Origin of the sequence: Hydrogenophaga sp. (assembly GCF_025699295.1) — a bacterium.
In the GTDB taxonomy this organism is placed as follows: domain Bacteria; phylum Pseudomonadota; class Gammaproteobacteria; order Burkholderiales; family Burkholderiaceae_C; genus Hydrogenophaga.
Genome location: NZ_JAILWB010000002.1, coordinates 277,676 through 295,031, shown reverse-complemented (window position 1 = coordinate 295,031; position 17,356 = coordinate 277,676). Strand labels below are relative to the sequence as shown.

At 61.6% G+C, this 17,356-nt stretch carries 17 protein-coding genes and 1 pseudogene; 9 read left to right on the top strand and 9 right to left on the bottom strand.

The features are described 5' to 3' along the window. Positions 1-5 precede the first annotated feature (5 nt). From K5880_RS03000 to K5880_RS02980, 5 genes are all read left to right on the top strand, one after another. Complete coding sequence (locus tag K5880_RS03000) at positions 6-419, top strand: ACT domain-containing protein (RefSeq protein ID WP_079365863.1); 414 nt, start codon at positions 6-8, stop codon at positions 417-419. A 200-nt stretch (positions 420-619) separates the two neighbouring features. Next, positions 620-1,057 carry a hypothetical protein gene (locus K5880_RS02995; RefSeq protein ID WP_079365864.1) on the top strand — a complete coding sequence of 146 codons (438 nt, stop codon included), beginning with the start codon at positions 620-622 and terminating at the stop codon, positions 1,055-1,057. A gap of 34 nt (positions 1,058-1,091) precedes the next feature. Then, entirely contained in the window at positions 1,092-1,814 is a 723-nt protein-coding gene (locus K5880_RS02990) for an autoinducer binding domain-containing protein (protein WP_079365865.1), read from the top strand. A 500-nt stretch (positions 1,815-2,314) separates the two neighbouring features. After that, complete coding sequence (locus K5880_RS02985) at positions 2,315-3,301, top strand: 2-oxoglutarate and iron-dependent oxygenase domain-containing protein (protein WP_079365866.1); 987 nt, start codon at positions 2,315-2,317, stop codon at positions 3,299-3,301. 18 nt (positions 3,302-3,319) lie between these two features. Continuing rightward, complete coding sequence (locus tag K5880_RS02980; RefSeq protein WP_079365867.1) at positions 3,320-3,766, top strand: VOC family protein; 447 nt, start codon at positions 3,320-3,322, stop codon at positions 3,764-3,766. A 72-nt stretch (positions 3,767-3,838) separates the two neighbouring features. Here the strand turns inward: K5880_RS02980 and fghA are convergent. The 9 genes and pseudogenes from fghA to K5880_RS02935 all read right to left on the bottom strand — a co-directional run bounded on the left by fghA (position 3,839) and on the right by K5880_RS02935 (position 12,290). Beyond that, positions 3,839-4,716: pseudogene (gene fghA / locus K5880_RS02975) on the bottom strand (S-formylglutathione hydrolase). A gap of 16 nt (positions 4,717-4,732) precedes the next feature. Beyond that, positions 4,733-5,839: an S-(hydroxymethyl)glutathione dehydrogenase/class III alcohol dehydrogenase gene (locus K5880_RS02970; RefSeq protein WP_079365868.1), complete on the bottom strand. Its 1,107-nt coding sequence runs from the start codon at positions 5,837-5,839 to the stop codon at positions 4,733-4,735. A 50-nt stretch (positions 5,840-5,889) separates the two neighbouring features. Beyond that, the gene (locus K5880_RS02965) at positions 5,890-6,912 is read right to left on the bottom strand and encodes a xylose isomerase (RefSeq protein ID WP_079365908.1); all 1,023 of its coding nucleotides are present in this window, start codon (positions 6,910-6,912) and stop codon (positions 5,890-5,892) included. A gap of 39 nt (positions 6,913-6,951) precedes the next feature. After that, positions 6,952-8,001, bottom strand: coding sequence for an aromatic ring-hydroxylating dioxygenase subunit alpha (locus K5880_RS02960; protein WP_079365869.1), 1,050 nt, complete (start codon positions 7,999-8,001; stop codon positions 6,952-6,954). A 43-nt stretch (positions 8,002-8,044) separates the two neighbouring features. Next, on the bottom strand, positions 8,045-8,680 hold the full coding sequence (locus K5880_RS02955; protein ID WP_079365870.1) for a glutathione S-transferase family protein: 636 nt from the start codon (positions 8,678-8,680) through the stop codon (positions 8,045-8,047). A 13-nt stretch (positions 8,681-8,693) separates the two neighbouring features. Next, a complete protein-coding gene (locus K5880_RS02950) occupies positions 8,694-9,665 on the bottom strand; it encodes a PDR/VanB family oxidoreductase (protein WP_079365871.1) in 972 nt (323 codons plus the stop codon). Then, positions 9,662-10,531: a (2Fe-2S)-binding protein gene (locus K5880_RS02945; protein WP_079365872.1), complete on the bottom strand. Its 870-nt coding sequence runs from the start codon at positions 10,529-10,531 to the stop codon at positions 9,662-9,664. Before K5880_RS02945 ends, K5880_RS02950 begins: the two co-directional genes overlap by 4 nt. 3 nt (positions 10,532-10,534) lie before the next feature. After that, positions 10,535-11,206: a Rieske (2Fe-2S) protein gene (locus K5880_RS02940; protein ID WP_143434275.1), complete on the bottom strand. Its 672-nt coding sequence runs from the start codon at positions 11,204-11,206 to the stop codon at positions 10,535-10,537. A gap of 13 nt (positions 11,207-11,219) precedes the next feature. Beyond that, on the bottom strand, positions 11,220-12,290 hold the full coding sequence (locus K5880_RS02935; RefSeq protein ID WP_179130054.1) for a BMP family ABC transporter substrate-binding protein: 1,071 nt from the start codon (positions 12,288-12,290) through the stop codon (positions 11,220-11,222). Between the two features lie 291 nt (positions 12,291-12,581). On the opposite strand from K5880_RS02935, the gene K5880_RS02930 reads away from it, so the two are divergent. From K5880_RS02930 to K5880_RS02915, 4 genes are all read left to right on the top strand, one after another. After that, the gene (locus tag K5880_RS02930; protein ID WP_079365875.1) at positions 12,582-13,529 is read left to right on the top strand and encodes a LysR family transcriptional regulator; all 948 of its coding nucleotides are present in this window, start codon (positions 12,582-12,584) and stop codon (positions 13,527-13,529) included. Between the two features lie 377 nt (positions 13,530-13,906). Further along, the gene (locus K5880_RS02925; protein ID WP_179130055.1) at positions 13,907-14,713 is read left to right on the top strand and encodes an outer membrane protein OmpK; all 807 of its coding nucleotides are present in this window, start codon (positions 13,907-13,909) and stop codon (positions 14,711-14,713) included. A gap of 15 nt (positions 14,714-14,728) precedes the next feature. Further along, a complete protein-coding gene (locus tag K5880_RS02920; RefSeq protein WP_079365877.1) occupies positions 14,729-15,808 on the top strand; it encodes a BMP family ABC transporter substrate-binding protein in 1,080 nt (359 codons plus the stop codon). A 14-nt stretch (positions 15,809-15,822) separates the two neighbouring features. Then, on the top strand, positions 15,823-17,352 hold the full coding sequence (locus K5880_RS02915; RefSeq protein ID WP_179130056.1) for an ABC transporter ATP-binding protein: 1,530 nt from the start codon (positions 15,823-15,825) through the stop codon (positions 17,350-17,352). Positions 17,353-17,356: the final 4 nt, after the last annotated feature.

The window sequence follows — 17,356 nt, the reverse complement described above, 5'->3', positions numbered from 1 at the left end:
ATCTGATGAGTGGAGAAACAGACCACGTTCGGCTGCAGCAGATGATGGCACCTGACCTTCGGCCGGAGACCTACGTCTACTGCACCTTTCAGGACTATCGACTTCCCGATGACCTCTCTCCGATCTGCACCTTCCGTGAGTCGGAAGGCCTGACCGCCATCGTGGAGCGCGCCCAAGCCGTGCGTGCCAAGGTACCCTTCATCTTCGAGGCCAAGCTCATCACGTTGACAGTGCATTCGTCGCTGGAGGCCATCGGGTTTCTGGCCACGATCTCCACAGCGCTGGCCAGGGCAGGCATCCCGTGCAATGCGGTCGCCGCCTTCCACCACGACCATCTGTTCATACCGGTTGACCGGGCCGACGATGCATTTGCCCTGTTGGAGGCCCTGAGCAAAAACCGCGCAGCGGCCACAGCTTGACACGGCTCGCGCACCGGGCTTTCGCCGTTTAGCTGCGCTGAACCGGCTGCAGAAATGCTCGCCCTGGCCCGATTTCCTTTGACACCGCGCAATGCGCTTGACTACCCTTCCCTCCATCCAGTCCGTTTAGGCTTGATGCGAGGGTCGCCCGGTATCAGCACTGCGCGACCTGTTGGTCAACCAGACCTGCAGGAGTGAGGATGAACAACCGTCCACTTCCCGTGATGTCGCCGCCAGCACCTTCGGGGTTGACCGGCCGCTCCGTGAAACGCCGCATCGACCCGATTGACGCGCCCGCCCGCCCCCTGGGTGCCAAGCGTTCGGCACTGTTCGCCAAACGCGCGGACGTGGCCTCGTGGGCGATCAATCGTCCCCATGCACCGGTCGCGGCTGGGGATACGCTGCTTTCCAGCTGTGATGGCTCCGCCTCCTTCCTGCTTCGCGCCACCACCTATGGCCTGCTGATGGAGCGCACACAAGGGCAAATGAAGGGTATACGGCTTGTGCAGACCATGGTGTTCTTTGACCAGAAGAGCTTCGACCATTGGTGCGACGTGGAGCCCATGCGGTTTGAAGATGGTCTGCTGTTCGGCAAGCTGGTGCGCTCTGGTCATGCGGCATTCACAGACGAACGCTGACGCCGGTTTTTTGGCCGGGCCACTGAGCGCTGCCGTGGCCGACGTGCGCCTCCTGGAGCTGCTTCCTCGGATCTCCGAGGTGACTTCCACCGGTGAGGTGATGTCTTTGTTCAGAGAATCCGTGGCAGGCCTTGGCGCAGATGCTGGCTACTTCGTCAGCTGCCTCCGGGACGATGCGACCCGATCCTCACTTCGGTCCCTGTGGTCCTGCGATCCGTCGTGGGCGGCGGACTACGCATCACACCGCTGGTTCGAGCACGATTCCTGGTTGCGGTACGCATCGACCGATGCAGAGCCCACCCGATCCTGCGCGCTGGTTTGCGCCTCCAACGAAGAAGAAGCATTCGTTCAAGCGGCGGCTGCGAATGGCTTCGCGTCCGCCCTGATCGCGCCGGCACCCAGCCCGGTCGGTCTTTCACGGGTCGGCGTCCTGTGCCTGGGGTCAGCAGATCCTGGGAGATTTGATGGTTCCCGCTATCCCAGGATACGGGTACTGGCACGGGCGCTCGCCATGGAACTCCATCACTGGATCGCCAAATCGATGCGAGAGGAACTTCTTCAAGGCGTGCGCCTGACGGACGCCGATCTGGACCTTCTGCGCCACGAGGCCGCTGGCCACAGCAGCAAGTTCATCGGCACGGCCATGGGTCTGGAAGCCAAAACTATCGACTGCCGGTTTCAGCGGGTCAACGCCAAGCTCGGCGCACCGGATCGAAGAACTGCCGTCCGCATTGCGCGTCTTTACGGCTTGTTGTAGACACCGATGGATGCCTAATCAACTCGCCCTCTTCCTGCCCCGCCTGGGATCTGGGGTTGAAATTAGCATTTGTGACGGGTGCCGGTGCGCTGTCCGAGTACCACTGAGCGAACTAGCCACGACTTACCATGTGTCGATGCACCGACGAGCACCCAGTAGCTGCCAGATAGCAGTTCAAGTCACTGTGACTTCACGAATGAGTGATTCGCAATTGAGGGCAGGTGCTAGAACTTGTAGGCGATGGGCGCGGAACTAGGGATTGTTGTTGTTCACGTCGGACGGGGACCCCTGCCCTTAACAGCCAATTCTTTGGCTTCAACCTCCGAGAAGGCTGGTGGGATTCAGATCTCTCGAAGAGGCTTCGTCTCAGAACGCGAACGGATTGTTCCAGCCAGATACCTTCCATTTCCATCGGTGATGGATAGATTGATGTACGTGTCGAGCCAGATTTGTTTTCAACAGCACAGTGCTTGGCTTCATCAACTTCCAGAGCTTGAAAAATGGTTATTTACACCCCAGCCTCTGCTGCCAAGGCAATCCCGGTCATTGACCTGACTGGCAGCTTTTCCCGCGACACCGATGCCAAGAAGGTCGTCGCGTGGGAGGTGCACAAGGCCTGCCGAGAGACCGGCTTTTTCTATGTCTCCAACCATGGGGTGCCACAGGACCTTTTGGACAAGCAGTTGGAGTGCGCCAGAAGGTTCTTTGACCTGCCCCAGGCCGAGAAACTCAAGCTGGACGTTGCCCATTCGCCCTCGATGCGTGGTTATGAGCCGATGTCGAGTCAGACACTGGACGACGGTTCTCAGCCCGATCTCAAAGAAGGCTTCATGGCCGGCGTCGACGGAAAGCAGGCGTACACGACGAACGGTGAGTTCAACAGTCTCAATCAGTGGCCAGCCTCGTACGGTGAGATGCGCGCGCAAACCGAGGACTACATTCAGGCGATGACTGCGCTGGGTAAGCATCTTCTGGGGGTACTGGCCCTGTCGCTGGAGCTCCCAGAAGACCACTTCGCTGAGGGGCTGGAGCACCCAATGCTCACCACCCGTCTTCTGCATTACCCGCCGCAAAATGGTGTCGGTCAAGGCAACCAGATTGGAGCCGGTGCGCACACGGACTGGGGCATGTTGACGATGCTGCTTCAGGACGATGTGGGCGGCCTGGAGGTGCGTAACGCGAGCGGTGATTGGGTTCGCGCGCCGCATATTCCCGGGACGTTTGTCATCAACCTGGGCGATATGGTGCCGGTCCTGACCAAAGGGCTCTACAACTCGAACATGCATCGTGTGCTGAACACAGCACCAAATCGGCACCGGTACTCCGTGGCCACGTTCTTTGACCCGAGCTACCACTACAAGATCAAGCCTTTGGCTCATTTCGAGGGCGATATCACGCTTCCTCACAGTGAGCGCACGGTCGGTGAGCACATCGCTGACATGTATGCCAAGACTTACGGCACCGTGACCACCCAAGCTGCAGTTTGAGGCAGAAGGAAATACACCATGTTGCGGCATTCCGCTCAGCCCATGTTCAATGTTCTCTGCCGCGATGTGGACCGGCAGTTCAGCTTCTATCAGTCCATCCTGGGCTGGGACGAGGTCAAGGAAGCGTCCTCCCCGATATACCGTGTGCTGGCAGGTGCGGGAATCCAGCTGGCCTTCAATGGCTGGAAGGCGTACGACCTGCTCTCGCTGGCAGATCGCAAGCAGTCCGAGCAGGCGGACTTCCCCATCTCGACGATGTTCACCTTGGTCGTCAATCGCCCCGAGTTCGTCAACGACGTCTTCCGCCTGGTTCCGGAGCTAGGGGGGCGCATCGTGAAGGGGCCTTTCGCGACCTACTACGGCCATTGGCAGCTCGTTTTCTGCGATCCCGAGAACAACATCGCCAGGGTCACGTCAACCACATTGCCAGAAGGGGTGCAGCCGTCCGTTGTGAATTTCGATTGAGCATCGAGAGCGCCTGAAAGGCCAACGGCGAGGGTGTGGCCCCTCGCCGTCGCTCCTTCTGCCTTTGGCGCGCTAGAAGCTCAAGGGAGGGTGTCTTCGCCCTTTCCCCAAGCGGTCGGCGTGGAACTCCAGATGGTCGGCGATGAACGACTGGATGAAGTAGTAGCCGTGGTCGTAGCCATGGTGCCGGCGCACGGTGATAGGCTGGTTGACGGCGTGGCATGCAGATTCGAACAGGGCAAGCCTCAGTTGTTCTTCAAGAAACTTGTCTGCCAGACCCTGGTCGAGCAGGATACCGTTCGGGTAAGGCGCCTTGACTTGCTCGCCCATCAACGCCGTCGCGTCATGGCGCAGCCACTCCGCGCGGTCGGGGCCCAAGTACTTGCCAAAGGCCTTCTCGCCCCAGGGGGACCGGCTCGGCGCACAGATCGGGGCGAAGGCCGAGACGGAGCGAAACCGTCCAGGATGGCGCAGAGCCAGGGTCAGTGCCCCATGGCCGCCCATGGAGTGGCCTAGGATGCCGATGCGGCGACCGTCTATCGGCAGCATTGCCTCCACGAGTGGAAGCAGTTCCTTGAGCAGGTAGCTCTCCATGCGCCAGTGGCTCGACCAGGGGCATCCAGATAGAAGCCGGCCCCGACGCCGAAGTCCCAGGCCTCGCGCTCGCTAGGCAAGTTGGCGCCGCGCGGGCTGGTGTCCGGCGCGATGAGCGCAAGGCCCAGCGAGGCTGCAAGACGTTGTGCGCCGGCCTTGACCATGAAGGTCTCTTCGGTGCAGGTGAGCCCGGCCAGATAGAACAGGGCAGGAACGGGCTCCAGCACTGCCTTCGGTGGCAGGAACACCGAGAAGTTCATCGGTAGACCGATTTCTGCCGAGTCGTGACGATAAAAGCGCTGAACTCCACCGTAGCAGGTGTGTTCTGCCGTTACGTGAAGGGTGGCCAGGGTCATCCGATCCATCCGCCACTTAGTAGACGACAACGCCGCGGATGGACTCGCCGCGCTTCATCAGGTCAAAGCCCTTGTTGATGTCCTCAAGTGGCATGGTGTGGGTGATGAGGCTGTCGATGTCGATCTTGCCGTCCATGTACCAGTCGACAATCTTGGGCACATCGGTGCGACCACGCGCGCCGCCGAAGGCGGACCCTTCCCACTTGCGGCCCGTGACCAGCTGGAAGGGGCGGGTGCTGATCTCGGCGCCGGCTTCTGCCACGCCGATGATGATGCTGCGGCCCCAGCCCTTGTGAGTGCATTCCAGCGCCTGGCGCATCACCTTGGTGTTGCCAATGCACTCGAAGCTGTAGTCGGCGCCGCCGTCCGTCAGTTGCACGATGGTGTCCACGATGTTCTCGTGGTCGTTCGGGTTCAGGAAGTGCGTCATGCCGAACTGGCGAGCCATGGCCTGTCGTGCAGGGTTGACGTCGACGCCGATGATCTTGTCGGCCCCGACCATCTTCGCGCCCTGGATCACGTTCAGGCCAATGCCGCCCAGGCCGAACACGACGACGTTGGCACCGGCCTCGACCTTAGCCGTGAACAGCACGGCGCCAATGCCCGTGGTGACGCCGCAGCCGATGTAGCAGACCTTGTCGAACGGTGCGTCCTTCCGGATCTTGGCCAGCGAAATTTCGGGCGCGACGATGTGGTTGGCGAAGGTGCTCGTGCCCATGTAATGGAAGATGGGCTTGCCATCTAGGCTGAAGCGGCTGGTGCCGTCAGGCATCAGGCCCTTGCCCTGGGTACTGCGGATCTGCTGGCAGAGGTTGGTCTTCTGGGACAGGCAGAACTTGCAGTGGCGGCATTCGGGCGTGTAAAGAGGGATGACGTGATCGCCCTTCTTCAGCGAGGTCACGCCCGGGCCCACGTCCACCACGATGCCGGCACCTTCATGCCCGAGGATGGCCGGGAAGATGCCTTCGGGATCGGCGCCGGACAGGGTGTAGTAGTCGGTGTGGCAGATGCCCGTGGCCTTGACCTCGACCAGGACCTCGCCGAACCTGGGGCCGTCCAGGTCGACCGTCTCGATGGTGAGGGGGGCATTGGCGGACCACGCCACAGCGGCTTTTGTTTTCATATCAAGCTTCTTTCGAATTTCAAAGGGGCGTCAAAGGGACATCAGAGGCGTCACGGCCCGGTCTTCAACGTGGCTTCGGCCACCATGTCGTCCCACGTCGACCTCAGCCAGCTTGCGATGGCGACGTTCTGCTCGAAGAGCGAGTACCTGGCGTTCTCGCCGTAGTCCGCCATGTCGATCATGTCGGTGGTGATGTAGCGCAGGGGGCTGTCGGGCGTGGTGATGTGGTGGCGAAACGCCTTGCGGACCACCTCTTTGCAGGGCTCGACCCGATAGGCATGCCACTGCGAATGCCACTCACCCGCCTTGGGCTTGACGAAGGGGTACTGGCAAGGGCGGCCGTACGCGCCACCGTCATAGCTGTTGTTGTTCTTAATGGCCCAGCGGTTCTTGGGGCCGTTCGGCGACACTGGCCGCACTTGGAGCCAGTGCACCATGTTCATGCCGATCCATTCGTCCAGCACGTTGCCGGACTCATAGGGGTCGATCAGCAGGCTGCCGTTCTCGACGTCCGCGCGGATGCCGATGATGTCCTGTTCCTCCACGTTGTCCACCTTGATCAGCACGTGGCTGTGGTCGAGCACGTACTTGAACGGCAGGCCCCGCGCTTGGACCTTGCGGGCGATCGGCGTGATACGCCGGGGGTCTTCCGACCACATGTAGATGTGGTTCTCCAGGCCCACCTCGATGCCGATGCGCTCGCCAAGCTCGTGTGCCAGTTCATAGAAGGCGACGATGTCATCGTCGGTGAGAACGGTGCCCCGCGCATGCCGGATGTGCAGCATGATGTCGTGGAACTCGGCGCCACCTTCCTTGCTGATGCGCAGGTTCTTCTCCAGCAGCGCTTCGTCCTGGCCGGCCGTGTACCACCACAGGCCGGTGCGGATGGGGATGCCATGCCGGTTGGCGGCATCCAGGTACTCACGCTCTTCGCCAGGCTGCGGCATGCGGTCGAAGTGGTCGTAGACGCCAGCGGACTTGAGCAGCCGGAACTGCTCGTCCACCGAGATAGGGGTCCCTTCGATGTGGACCACGCCCCGACCGTTGCAGCCGAGAGAGAACGGGAACTTCATGAACAAGAGGCCTCAAGCAAGGATGATGGGATGCGGGCGTCATCGACGCTCGTCAATGACCTGGGTGCGCAAGACAGCCGCGAAGGCGTCCTTACCCTCGAGCGCGGCCATGGAGAGCTCGCGAAGCCATTTGCGGTACTGGTTCGAGACCTTGTCGGTCACGATGGACACCTCGTCCATCGAGATCTCGGCGGGCCACTGCGATTCGATGATGGGTTGGTCTTCCTGCAGCACCAGCTTCTGGAACGCGGCGTGTGCGTGGTCGGGGTCGTCGTCCTTCTGCGCCCGGCTGATGATGAGGAAGTTGCGGCAGTGCGTGTCGTCAATGGGACAGCTCGTCGTCCACAGCGTGAACGCCGTCGCGTCGCGGTAGAGCTGGATCTTCAGGTTGATCGAGAAAGGCATCGAGCACCGGTAGGTGAAGGAGCCCATCGGGCAGTTCTCAGGCAGGTTCTCCAGCATCTCGGGCGGGGGCTCGATGGCGAACCGCATCTCGCCCTCCACGCGGTCGACTGCAGGGATGGGCGGACGGTCATAGGCTGGGTCGTACAGCGTGCCAGGATGCACGAAGGCAAAGTGGGACAGGTCTGTGAAATTCTCCCAGCGGCGCTCCGCGGCCGTGTTCCAGGTGTACGAGGGCACGACGAGGTTGCGCATGCCCGGTGCATCCCACTCGCTGAAATAGGGGATGTCGGTACAGTCCCATGAGCTGTCCAGCCGCACCCAGACCAGGTCGTACTTGACCTCGCAGTCGTACGATGTCGCGCAGGCCTTCTTAGGGATGGGCTGCTCTGGGCACGCGGGGATGTTCACCACCTTGCCCTCGGTGTCGTACTTCCAGCCGTGGTAGTTGCAGCGCAGGGTGTCGCCCACCACCGTGCCTTTGGACAGCGCGGCAAAACGGTGCGCACAGCGGTCGTCCATCGCGACGATGCGGCCACCCAGGTTCGCCACCACCAGCTTGCGTCCAAGCAAGGTCACGGCATGAGGGCCTCGACCGGATGGATGGGCCTCTTCAAGTTCTGCGCGCGTGCAGACGGGGTGCCAGAAGTGCTTCAGAAAGCTCCGGTCTTCAATCAACGGTTTCATGTCTACGTCCAGTGGGGCGGGAAAGTGGAAAGGCGGGTGGGCGTCAGCAGGGGATCTCGATGGGCATGATTCCGGCCATGCCGATGAAGCCCTTCTGAGAGCGGAAGGCCCAAAGCCACTGGCGGATGGCCGGGAACTCGTCCAGCGGGATGCCGCCCTCGGTGGACAGGGCCACGTAGGGGAAACAAGCGATGTCGGCGATGGTGGCGTGAGAGCCCACCAGCCACTGGCTACCCAGCATCTGACGGGAGGCGAGGTGGTCATCGAGCATGCGGAACACGCCACGGGCTTCGGCGCGGCACACGTCGACATCGAAGGGGTAGCCCAAGGCATCGTGCAGGCGCGCCGCCGAGGCCGTGCGCGTGATGTCCCCGGCCACACCCAGCCAGATCTGGACCTCGCCGCGCAGCCTGGCGTCATCGGGATACCATTTCTGCTCGATGTCGAAGCGCGAGGCGATGTAGGTGAGGATGGCCTGCGCATCCCGCAGCAGGAACCCGTTGTCTTCAAGCACGGGGATCTGGCCCAGCGGGTTGACCTCTTCAAGGAAGCGCGTGGACTTGTGCTCCTTGCCGGGATAGAAATCCACGGAGACGCGCTCGCAAGGGATGTTGAGGAAGTTCAGTAGCAGCCTGGCCTTGTAGCAGTTGCCAGACAGCTCGTAGTCGTAGAGCTTCATGGGGGCGTGTTTCTTAGAGGTCGAGTACAAGCAACGGGGAGCAGGACCGGGAGACGCACGGAAGCATTTGGTCTCCACGCGCCTTCTCGGTCTTGCTGAGATAGGCATCCCGGTGCTCCGGGGTTCCGTCGATGACCTTGGTCAGGCAGGTGCCGCAGACGCCTTGCTCGCAAGAGACATCGATGCCATGCCCGGCCGCGGCCAGGGCCTCCGTGATGGATTGGCCCGCTTCGACGGTGCACGAAGCGCCTGTGCGGTGGAGCCGGACAACGAAGGTGTCATGCCCTGCAGCAGTCGGTGGCGGCAAAGCCTGGAAGCGCTCGGCGTGCACCCGCTCTGCAGGCCATGCCCCGGCGGCCACCTTCTCGACCGCATCCATGAAGGGCCCGGGACCACAGTGGTACAGGTGGGTGCCGGCATCTCGATGGGTCAACAGGGTGGCAATGGCTTGTCCCACAGCGGAGGCATCCAGTCCGATGTGGAGATGGACGCACCCCGTGCTTTCGAGCAAGCGAAGCCTGTCGCGTAATGCAATGTGCTCGTTCGCCCTGGCGAAGTAGTGCAGTTCGAATTCAGCTTCTGTGCCGTGCAAGGACTGAGCCATGGCGAGCAATGGCGTGATGCCAATGCCTGCGCCAAGGAGCAGGTGTTTGGTTGCCGCTGGCGCCAGCGGAAACAGGTTGCGGATCGCGCCGAGATTGACGAGGCTGCCGACCTCAAGTTCATGGATCCATTTCGAACCGCCCCGAGATTGCCCCTCCAGCTTCACGGCTATGACGTAGCCGTTCGTTTCGTTCGGACCATTGCACAGGGAGTATTGGCGCACGAGCAGGGGTTGACCTGGCCGCTCGATGAAGACCTCGATGTGCGAACCTGGCTCCACCCGGGGAACCGGGCAGCCATCTTCCGGGACGAGCAGCAGACCGGCGACATCGGTCGCCGTCATCCACTTGCGCTCGACGAAGAATGCGCGGGAGTCCTTCATGGGGCATTCGCCGCGATGGCGCCATAGCTCGTGCCACGCTCGGTCAGCCAGCGGCGGTAGGCCACCGACATCGCATCGCAGCGTGTCGGGATCTCCACACCGCGCTCTAGCGGCATCCGAGCGGGCACCTGGTTCTCGAGGATGGGCTTGTCCTGCCCGAAGATGGTGTGCTGGAACGAGATGAGGTCCGTGTCGGTCGACACGTCGTCGTAGTAGGCCAGCAGGCAGAACGCCGTGATGTGTTCTTCGTCATGGGGCTGGACGAACAGGCCGATGGCATCCTGCTCCTGCGGGCGTGAGAACGCCGTCTTGTAGAGCATCGCGCTCATGGGCTGCATGACGCGGTAGCGGTAGCCCACCTCGATGCCTGTGGTGGCCGACTTGGACGTCCTGGGCTGAAAGAACCTGCAATTCTTCGCCCAGATTTCGTCGTTCACCTCGTCGATCTCAACGTCGTACTCCGGCACCTCGGTCATGGGAACCTGGCCCAGGTAGTTCGCATGCACGTAGGGAAAGTGGCCCATGTCGAGGAAGTTCTCGACCATGCGCAGTCCGGAGGTGGCCACGCCGATGCCATCGCAGTCGATGATGCGGCGTCCCTCTTCGTGGAACTCCGGGAAGGCGAACAGGGTGCGCCGGGGCTTGCCCGAAGGGCAGACCCAGAGGTAGCTGTACGCCTCCAGCACCATCACGTCCTGGCCATCGACGCGCGCCACCGGACGCCCGCCGCTACGCAACAGGCTCACCTCCGCGCCGAGAAGCCTGGTCTGGAAGGGGCGCGCTTCGGTGGCCGACGCCAGGCGAGAGGCGGGGCCGACGGTCAGCCAATCGTCCAGCATGGACTGGTCGTTGCATTGGAAAGTCATCTTTCAGCTCCTTGACGATGCTCGAGACTCGATGTCGTCGCGCAAGCGGCTCACCGCCGCCAGGCCTTGCGCCAGGGCTGCAGCGTCCGAGCCCTTGTCCAGCCAGGCATGCACGAAGGCCAGGCCATCACCCGCATCGGTCACAAACACAGTGGCCGGGTGACCGGCGAGCGCTCCTTGCCACTTGAACGGTGCGGAAGGGGTAAAGCCATGAACGGTCAAGCCGCTGACCACGTCATCGAGCCCGGTGCGAAGCCCGACGCTGCGGATGTACGACCGTTTAGTCGCCGTCGATTCCGGGCAGACATCGTCTGCTTCACTCGACGGTTGGCCGTGGCTCACCCAGACCATGCCCTCGGCTTCCATCGCCGCATAGGTCTTGATGCACAACTGCTTGGGCGCCGGGGTGTTCGGGTGTGCGGGGATGCTGGCGCACTTGCCGTCGTTCGCATTGAACTCCCAGCCGTGATAGGCGCATGAGAGGCGGTCATCGATGATGCGGCCGAGGGTCAGCCGGGTTCCGCGGTGCGGACAACGGTTTTCCCAGATTTGAACAAGCCCGTCCTTGCTGCGCCAGAGCGCGAGCTCCTGACCTTTGGTGAACCCGGCGACGATGTTGTCGCTGGGCCTTAAGTGGTGAGACGGGACGACGGGGTACCAGGTGATGTTGCGCATTGCGGCGTCCTTCTCACAGCCTGCCAACGACGATGCCCTCGGCATACCAGGTCATCTTGCCCAGTTCGGCATCTGGATACGAGGCGCCAGCGGGCACTTTCAGGTTGCCTTGGTTGTCCTTCATGGGCCCAGAAAACACCTTCAGGCGGCCTTCGGCGATGTCTTTGCTCTTGGCCGCGACCAGCGCCACCACGTCCTGGGGAACCCAGCTGCTGAAGGGCGCCATCTTGATGTTCCCTTCCTTGATGCCGCCAAAGTACAGGCCGCCCTTGCAGTGCCCTGCGAGCGCCTCCGAGGTCATCCTCGTGTAGTAGCTGCCCCACTCGTGAGTCACCCCGGTCAGGTAACGCTTGGGCGCGAACTTGCGCATGTCAGAGTGAAACGAGATGGAGGCGACGTTGCGCGTATCGGCAGCGCTGACCACGGCCGGTGTGTTCGTGTAGTGGGTCATCACGTCGACGCCCTGGTTCATCAGCGCGTTGGCTGCATCTACTTCCTTGGGCGGGTCAGACCAGGAGCCGACAAAGACCGCCTTCACGGAAGCCTTGGGGTTGACCGACCGAGCCCCCTGTACGAAGCCGTTGAGGTACAACATGACGTCCGGCACCGGGTTGGCGCCAACGAATCCGATGAGGTTAGCTTTGGTCATCTTGCCGGCAACCAGACCTGCCAGGTAACCGCCCTCTTGCCACTTGGCGTTGTAGCCACTGGCGTTTGGGCCGGTCATGTATGCACTGGCTGTGGCGTAGCACTTGTCGGGGTTCTCTCTCGCCACGCGCAGAACCTCTCGCATGTACCCGAACCCGACAGCGAAGATAACCTTGGCACCATCGGCCGACAGCTCGCGCGCGACGCGTTCACCATCGGGGCCTTCCGATGTGTTTGGCACCGTTTGGACAGACACCCTATTGCCCAAGGCCTTCTGCATTTCCTGCCGGCCAAGGTCATGCTGGTAGGTCCAGCCAGCGCCGTTAACAGGTCCGAAGTAGATAAATCCGACTTTTGTCGGTTCCTGGGACAGGGCAAGCGATGGTGCTAGTGCAACCACCAAGCTTGCTGGCCATACAGACATTGACCGTTTCATCATCGCTCCTTTAAACACTGCAACACGGAGCAGCTAAATGCTGCGGGAATGGTTGAGAATTTATAGGGCTACGCGGTCCGTTTAAAGAGTGCCCTGGGGACGATGCATTCCATTTTTGGAACAGTCCGGCTTCAGCGCACCAGCGCACCAGCGCACCAGCGCACTAGGAACACTACGCAGCCTTTAAACCAAGGCGACATGCCGACCCCCTTTCACTGGAGCGGGGTTCTGGGAACAATTGATCGACAAACAGTTCCATTTTTGGAACGATAGAGGCGTCACACTTTGAACATGGAACTGAAACTTGTCGAAGCATTCGCGTCCATCATGAGGGCGGGGAGTCTCACAAAGGCGGAGGCGCAGACAGGTGTCGCCAAAGCAACGCTGAGCAGGTCGCTGCAGCGATTGGAAGAAGAGCTTGGAGTCCAACTCCTCATTAGGTCTGCCAGAACAATCACTCCCACCGAGGCAGGACAGATGCTGTACGCGCACTGCGAGGCGCTGCTGGCCGACCTGAGCGGCCGTTGGGAGACGGCCCAGCACGAGGTGCAAGAGCTGACGCAGGGTGGCAAAGGGCGGCTCAAGGTTCTATCGGACAACCACTTCACCACGACGTTCGTCTGCCATGTCATCAAGTTGTTCATGGAGAGTCATCCGAACACGCTCTGCGAACTGGATGCGGCCGAGCGGTCAGATGCGCCCCGGCTTGATGACGTGGACTGCTACATCTGCGCGGTCGCGCCTGACGTGCCTGACGTTGTAGCCAAGCTAGTTGGCAAGCTCTCGTTTGGTCTTTACGCGAGCCCACAATATGTGGCGCGTCACGGTATGCCGATGGAACCAAAGGAGTTGACTGCACACAACTCCGTGGTCTTGAAACGCTCCGAATTCTCGGAACGAGTGATGCTGCACTCCAGCGATACCTCGCACAAATACCAGTCACGCGTGGCAGTAAGGACCAACGATTACTGGCTGATGAAGACCTTCTGTGTGGACGGTCTCGGGCTTGCCTTGCTGCCAGACTTCTTCGCGCAACCGGAAGTGAAGAGCGGTGGTCTGTTGCCCGTGCTGCCTGCGTGGAAGCCGGAACAGAAGCGAATCTACTGCGCCTATCAGCGAAGCCGCTACGCCTCCAAGAAGTTGCGTTCGTTTGTCGACATGCTCACCCAGAGCATGGAAGACATCGGCAAGCTTAACAACTACGTGGCGTCCGTGCTCACTCCGAGCACCAGGCGATAGTTCGCGATCGCTTGAGAAAGCCCAGGGCCTGACGAGCACCATCTGCTCGTCAGGCGCTTGCCTATTGGGGCGCCAGCTCGGTGCGTTCCATATTTGAGGCTCAAGCGTTGCAGCTTTGTTGCTATCCAAGGTCACGGTGCCCCCATACAGTGGCCTCCAGGTCGCGCCTTGAGCCATATCAAACAGGCCGCTCGCAGACCCACCCGACAGACGCACAGCGCTGATTGATTCATGCATCAGCGGTCGGATTCGTGCGCCCTGACGGTGGGCGATGTAGGTGCCCTTGCCCAAGGTCGCAGACCCGCTTCACGAATAACAACGACATGGCCTGAGAAATGTCACTCCCCTTCGACTTCCCCACTTATAGGAGTTCTGCAATGAATCTTGGTTTCCTGGGCAAGATGGCCGCCGTGACCCTCGCATCGGCCACGACCGTCGCCGCAACTGCTGCCGACTGGAGCACAACGAGTTTCGAGTACCGGCGTGGCAATACCTTCAACGATAACGGCTCGACCGGTGGGCCGAAGTTCGCCAAGGACCTCTTCGAGGTCGAGAACGTGACGGGGTCAAGCTGGGGCCGGACTTACTTTTTCCTGACGCTGGAGAAGACGGCCGAAGAAGATGGTCGCGCTGCCGGCATGTACAGCGAAGGGGATGTCTATCTGAGTCTGTCGAAGCTCTCCGGCAAGAGCATCTCCTTCGGTCCGGTGAAGGATGTCAACGTGCAGGTGGGCTACAACTATGGCGCCAAGAACAGCGCCTTCCGGCCCAACGCGTCCGCTATCACCTATGGCATGGGCTTCGAACTCGATGTCCCGAAGTTCACGTACTTCAACTTCGACGTGGTGGCCTACCGCGACCTGGGCACCTACGGCGGCTTCGGTGGCGGCACCCTGTGCGGCCGGCGCACAACGACCTACCAGCTGACCCCGTACTGGAGCGCCCCATTCAAGGTGGGCAACCTGAATTTTGTCTTCGACGGGTACATGGACATCATCGGCGGCCACGGCACCTGCAAGCAACAAATTCTCACGGCACCTCAACTCAAGCTAGATGTGGGTGATTTCTGGGGTAAGCCCGGCAATGTCTACATGGGCGTGGAGTATCAGTACTGGAAAAACAAGTTCGGTGCCAAGGGCAGCACCGAACGCGTTCCCCAACTGGTCCTGCACTGGAAGCTGTGAACAGGAGCCACCCACATGAACCGTCGCGATTTTCTGTCCGGCCTGACGCTGCTCTCAGGCACGGTGCCGCTCTTTGCCGCGCAGGCGGGCAAGCCTTTGAAGGTCGGCATCGTCTACCAGTCGTCGATTGGCGATGCCGGCTGGAACTACCAGCACAACCTGTCCATCCGCGCGCTGGAGAAGCAGTACGGCTCCGATGTCGTTGTCACCAGGGTGGAGAACGTGCCGGACACGGCCGACTCCGAGCGTGTGTTCCGCCAGTTGGCCATGCAGGGCCATCAGCTCGTCATCGGCACCACCTTCGGGTACATGAACTCGATGCTCAAGGTCGCGAAGGAATTTCCCAAGGCGACCTTCCTGAACGCATCCGGCTACAAGACCGCACCCAACATGAGCTGCTACACGGCCAACATGTACGACGGCACCTACCTGGCCGGTGGCATCGCGGCCTCGGTGACGAAGTCCAAGGTGCTGGGCTTTGTTGCGCCGGTCCCACTGCCGGAGATCTTCCGCAACCTCAATGCCTTCACGCTGGGTGCCCGCAAGGTGGACCCGGCCATCCAGGTCAAGGTGGTGTGGATCAATGCGTGGCATGACCCGGGCAAGGAGCGCTTGGCTGCCCTCACGCTGATCAACGGGGGAGCGGATGTCATCCTTCAGGACGCCAATTCGACCGCGCCGGTAGCCGTCGCGCAAGAGCGTGGTGTTTACTCGTTCGGGTGGACCAGTGACATGGCCGCCTTCGGACCGAAGACCTGCCTGGGGTCGGTGGTTGCCGATTGGTCCGATTACTACCTTCGTCAGGCGGCACAGGTGCTTGGTGGCACCTGGAAGAGCTCGGCCGAGGCCGGCTCCCTCCGCGAGAAGTTCGTCGATATCCGAGGCTTGAACGAGAAGCTCATTCCTGCAGCGGCCTTGGCCCGGTTCCAGGCCGACCGCGAGCTGACGATTCAGGGCAAGTTGGACGCCTTTGCCGGCCCGTTCAAGGACGGCAAAGGGGTACAGCGCGTCGCCGCGGGGGCTTCCCTGCCTTCTCAGGATCGTGACCGCATGGACTGGACAGTCGAGGGCGTCGTCGGCACGCCTGGTGGCTGAAAGGTGGCGCGGTGGTGAAGCCATTGTTGGAGCTGATCGAGGTCAGCAAGCGATACCCCGGGGTCATCGCAAACGAACGCGTATCGCTCAAAGTCCGTCCGGGTGAGATACGCGCCATCGTGGGCGAGAACGGCGCCGGCAAGAGCACGCTGATGAAGGTCATCCACGGCTCAGTGCAGCCCGACGAGGGGCAGATCATCTGGGCGGGCCGCGAGATCGACTTTCTCGGCCCGCAGCAGATGCGCGAGCTGGGCGTGGGCATGGTCTTCCAGCACTTCTCTTTGTTCGAATCCCTGACGACGCTGGAGAACATCCTGCTCTCCGTGCCGCCAGGCCGCACGGAACAGGAGACCCGGCTGCGCGCGACCTCGGTCGCCCAGAAGTACGGGCTCCAGCTCGCCTTGGACAGCAAGGTAGAGGCCCTGTCTGTAGGTGAGCGCCAGCAGGTGGAGATCGTGCGTTGCCTGCTCTCGCAGCCGCGGTTGGTGATCTTCGACGAACCCACGGCGGTCCTCCCCGCGCCAGCCATCGCGTCGCTCTTCGACAGCATCCGCAAGCTGGCAGACGATGGTTGCGCCATCCTGTACATCAGCCACAAGCTGGCAGAAATCAAGTCACTGTGCCACCACGCCTCGGTTCTGCGCGGGGGTAGGCTCGTCGGAGAGGTCACGGTGGCCGACACGCCGGAGGGCGAACTGGCGGTGCTCATGACCGGCCGTGAATTGTCCGTGTACGAGCGGCCAAGCAAGGCTCCTGGCGATGTGGTGCTCAAGGTGGTCCACCTTTCATCTACCCCAAGCACCTCCGACGAAGTCAGGCTCGTAGACCTGAATTTCGAGGTAAGAAGTGGCGAGGTTCTTGGCATCGCCGGTGTTTCAGGCAGCGGCCAGAGGGAGCTGTTCGAGTTCCTTTGTGGCGAGCGGTTGTCGGCCGAAGGGGCGGTCCAGGTTGGGGGGAAGTCGGCCGGCACCGTCGGCGTGAAGAAGCGACGGGCACTTGGCATCGCCTACATACCGGAAGAGCGTGTGGGCCAGGGCGCCTTGCCTGATCTGTCCTTGACGCAGAACTTCTTGTTGTCGCAAGCTGGCGCATCGACGGATGAGTTCTCTCATCTTGGCTTTCTGCGTTCAGCCAGGCTGGCAGAGATGGCCCAGGCGACCATTGCCAAGTTTGGCGTGAAGTGCGCAGGGGCCGACTCGGCCGCGTCCACGCTGTCCGGGGGCAACCTGCAGAAGTTCATCGTCGGCCGGGAGCTGGGCAAACGCCCGAAGGTCCTGCTGGTCGCGCAGCCGACATGGGGCGTGGACATCGCCTCGTCCTTGTTCATCCGCCAGCAGATCACAGAGTTGGCCCAGGCCGGTTCCGCCATCCTGGTGGGCTCCGAGGACATTGATGAGCTCATGCAAATGTGCGACCGCATCATGGTCATCGCCAAGGGCAAGCTCTCCCCCGCGGTCTCGCGCCACCAGATGAACACAGAGCGGCTCGGCTTGTGGATGGCGGGCCTCTTCGATGAGCCGGCTACAAGCGAAGCTGCAGCTTGATGGG

Bases quoted from the DNA above. Each gene is read 5' to 3' on its own strand.
- K5880_RS03000 (WP_079365863.1), top strand. From the start codon at position 6: ATGAGTGGAGAAACAGACCACGTTCGGCTGCAGCAGATGATGGCACCT.
- K5880_RS02995 (WP_079365864.1), top strand. From the start codon at position 620: ATGAACAACCGTCCACTTCCCGTGATGTCGCCGCCAGCACCTTCGGGG.
- K5880_RS02985 (WP_079365866.1), top strand. From the start codon at position 2,315: ATGGTTATTTACACCCCAGCCTCTGCTGCCAAGGCAATCCCGGTCATT.
- K5880_RS02980 (WP_079365867.1), top strand. From the start codon at position 3,320: ATGTTGCGGCATTCCGCTCAGCCCATGTTCAATGTTCTCTGCCGCGAT.
- K5880_RS02970 (WP_079365868.1), bottom strand. From the start codon at position 5,839: ATGAAAACAAAAGCCGCTGTGGCGTGGTCCGCCAATGCCCCCCTCACC.
- K5880_RS02965 (WP_079365908.1), bottom strand. From the start codon at position 6,912: ATGAAGTTCCCGTTCTCTCTCGGCTGCAACGGTCGGGGCGTGGTCCAC.
- K5880_RS02960 (WP_079365869.1), bottom strand. From the start codon at position 8,001: ATGAAACCGTTGATTGAAGACCGGAGCTTTCTGAAGCACTTCTGGCAC.
- K5880_RS02955 (WP_079365870.1), bottom strand. From the start codon at position 8,680: ATGAAGCTCTACGACTACGAGCTGTCTGGCAACTGCTACAAGGCCAGG.
- K5880_RS02950 (WP_079365871.1), bottom strand. From the start codon at position 9,665: ATGAAGGACTCCCGCGCATTCTTCGTCGAGCGCAAGTGGATGACGGCG.
- K5880_RS02945 (WP_079365872.1), bottom strand. From the start codon at position 10,531: ATGACTTTCCAATGCAACGACCAGTCCATGCTGGACGATTGGCTGACC.
- K5880_RS02940 (WP_143434275.1), bottom strand. From the start codon at position 11,206: ATGCGCAACATCACCTGGTACCCCGTCGTCCCGTCTCACCACTTAAGG.
- K5880_RS02935 (WP_179130054.1), bottom strand. From the start codon at position 12,290: ATGAAACGGTCAATGTCTGTATGGCCAGCAAGCTTGGTGGTTGCACTA.
- K5880_RS02930 (WP_079365875.1), top strand. From the start codon at position 12,582: ATGGAACTGAAACTTGTCGAAGCATTCGCGTCCATCATGAGGGCGGGG.
- K5880_RS02925 (WP_179130055.1), top strand. From the start codon at position 13,907: ATGAATCTTGGTTTCCTGGGCAAGATGGCCGCCGTGACCCTCGCATCG.
- K5880_RS02920 (WP_079365877.1), top strand. From the start codon at position 14,729: ATGAACCGTCGCGATTTTCTGTCCGGCCTGACGCTGCTCTCAGGCACG.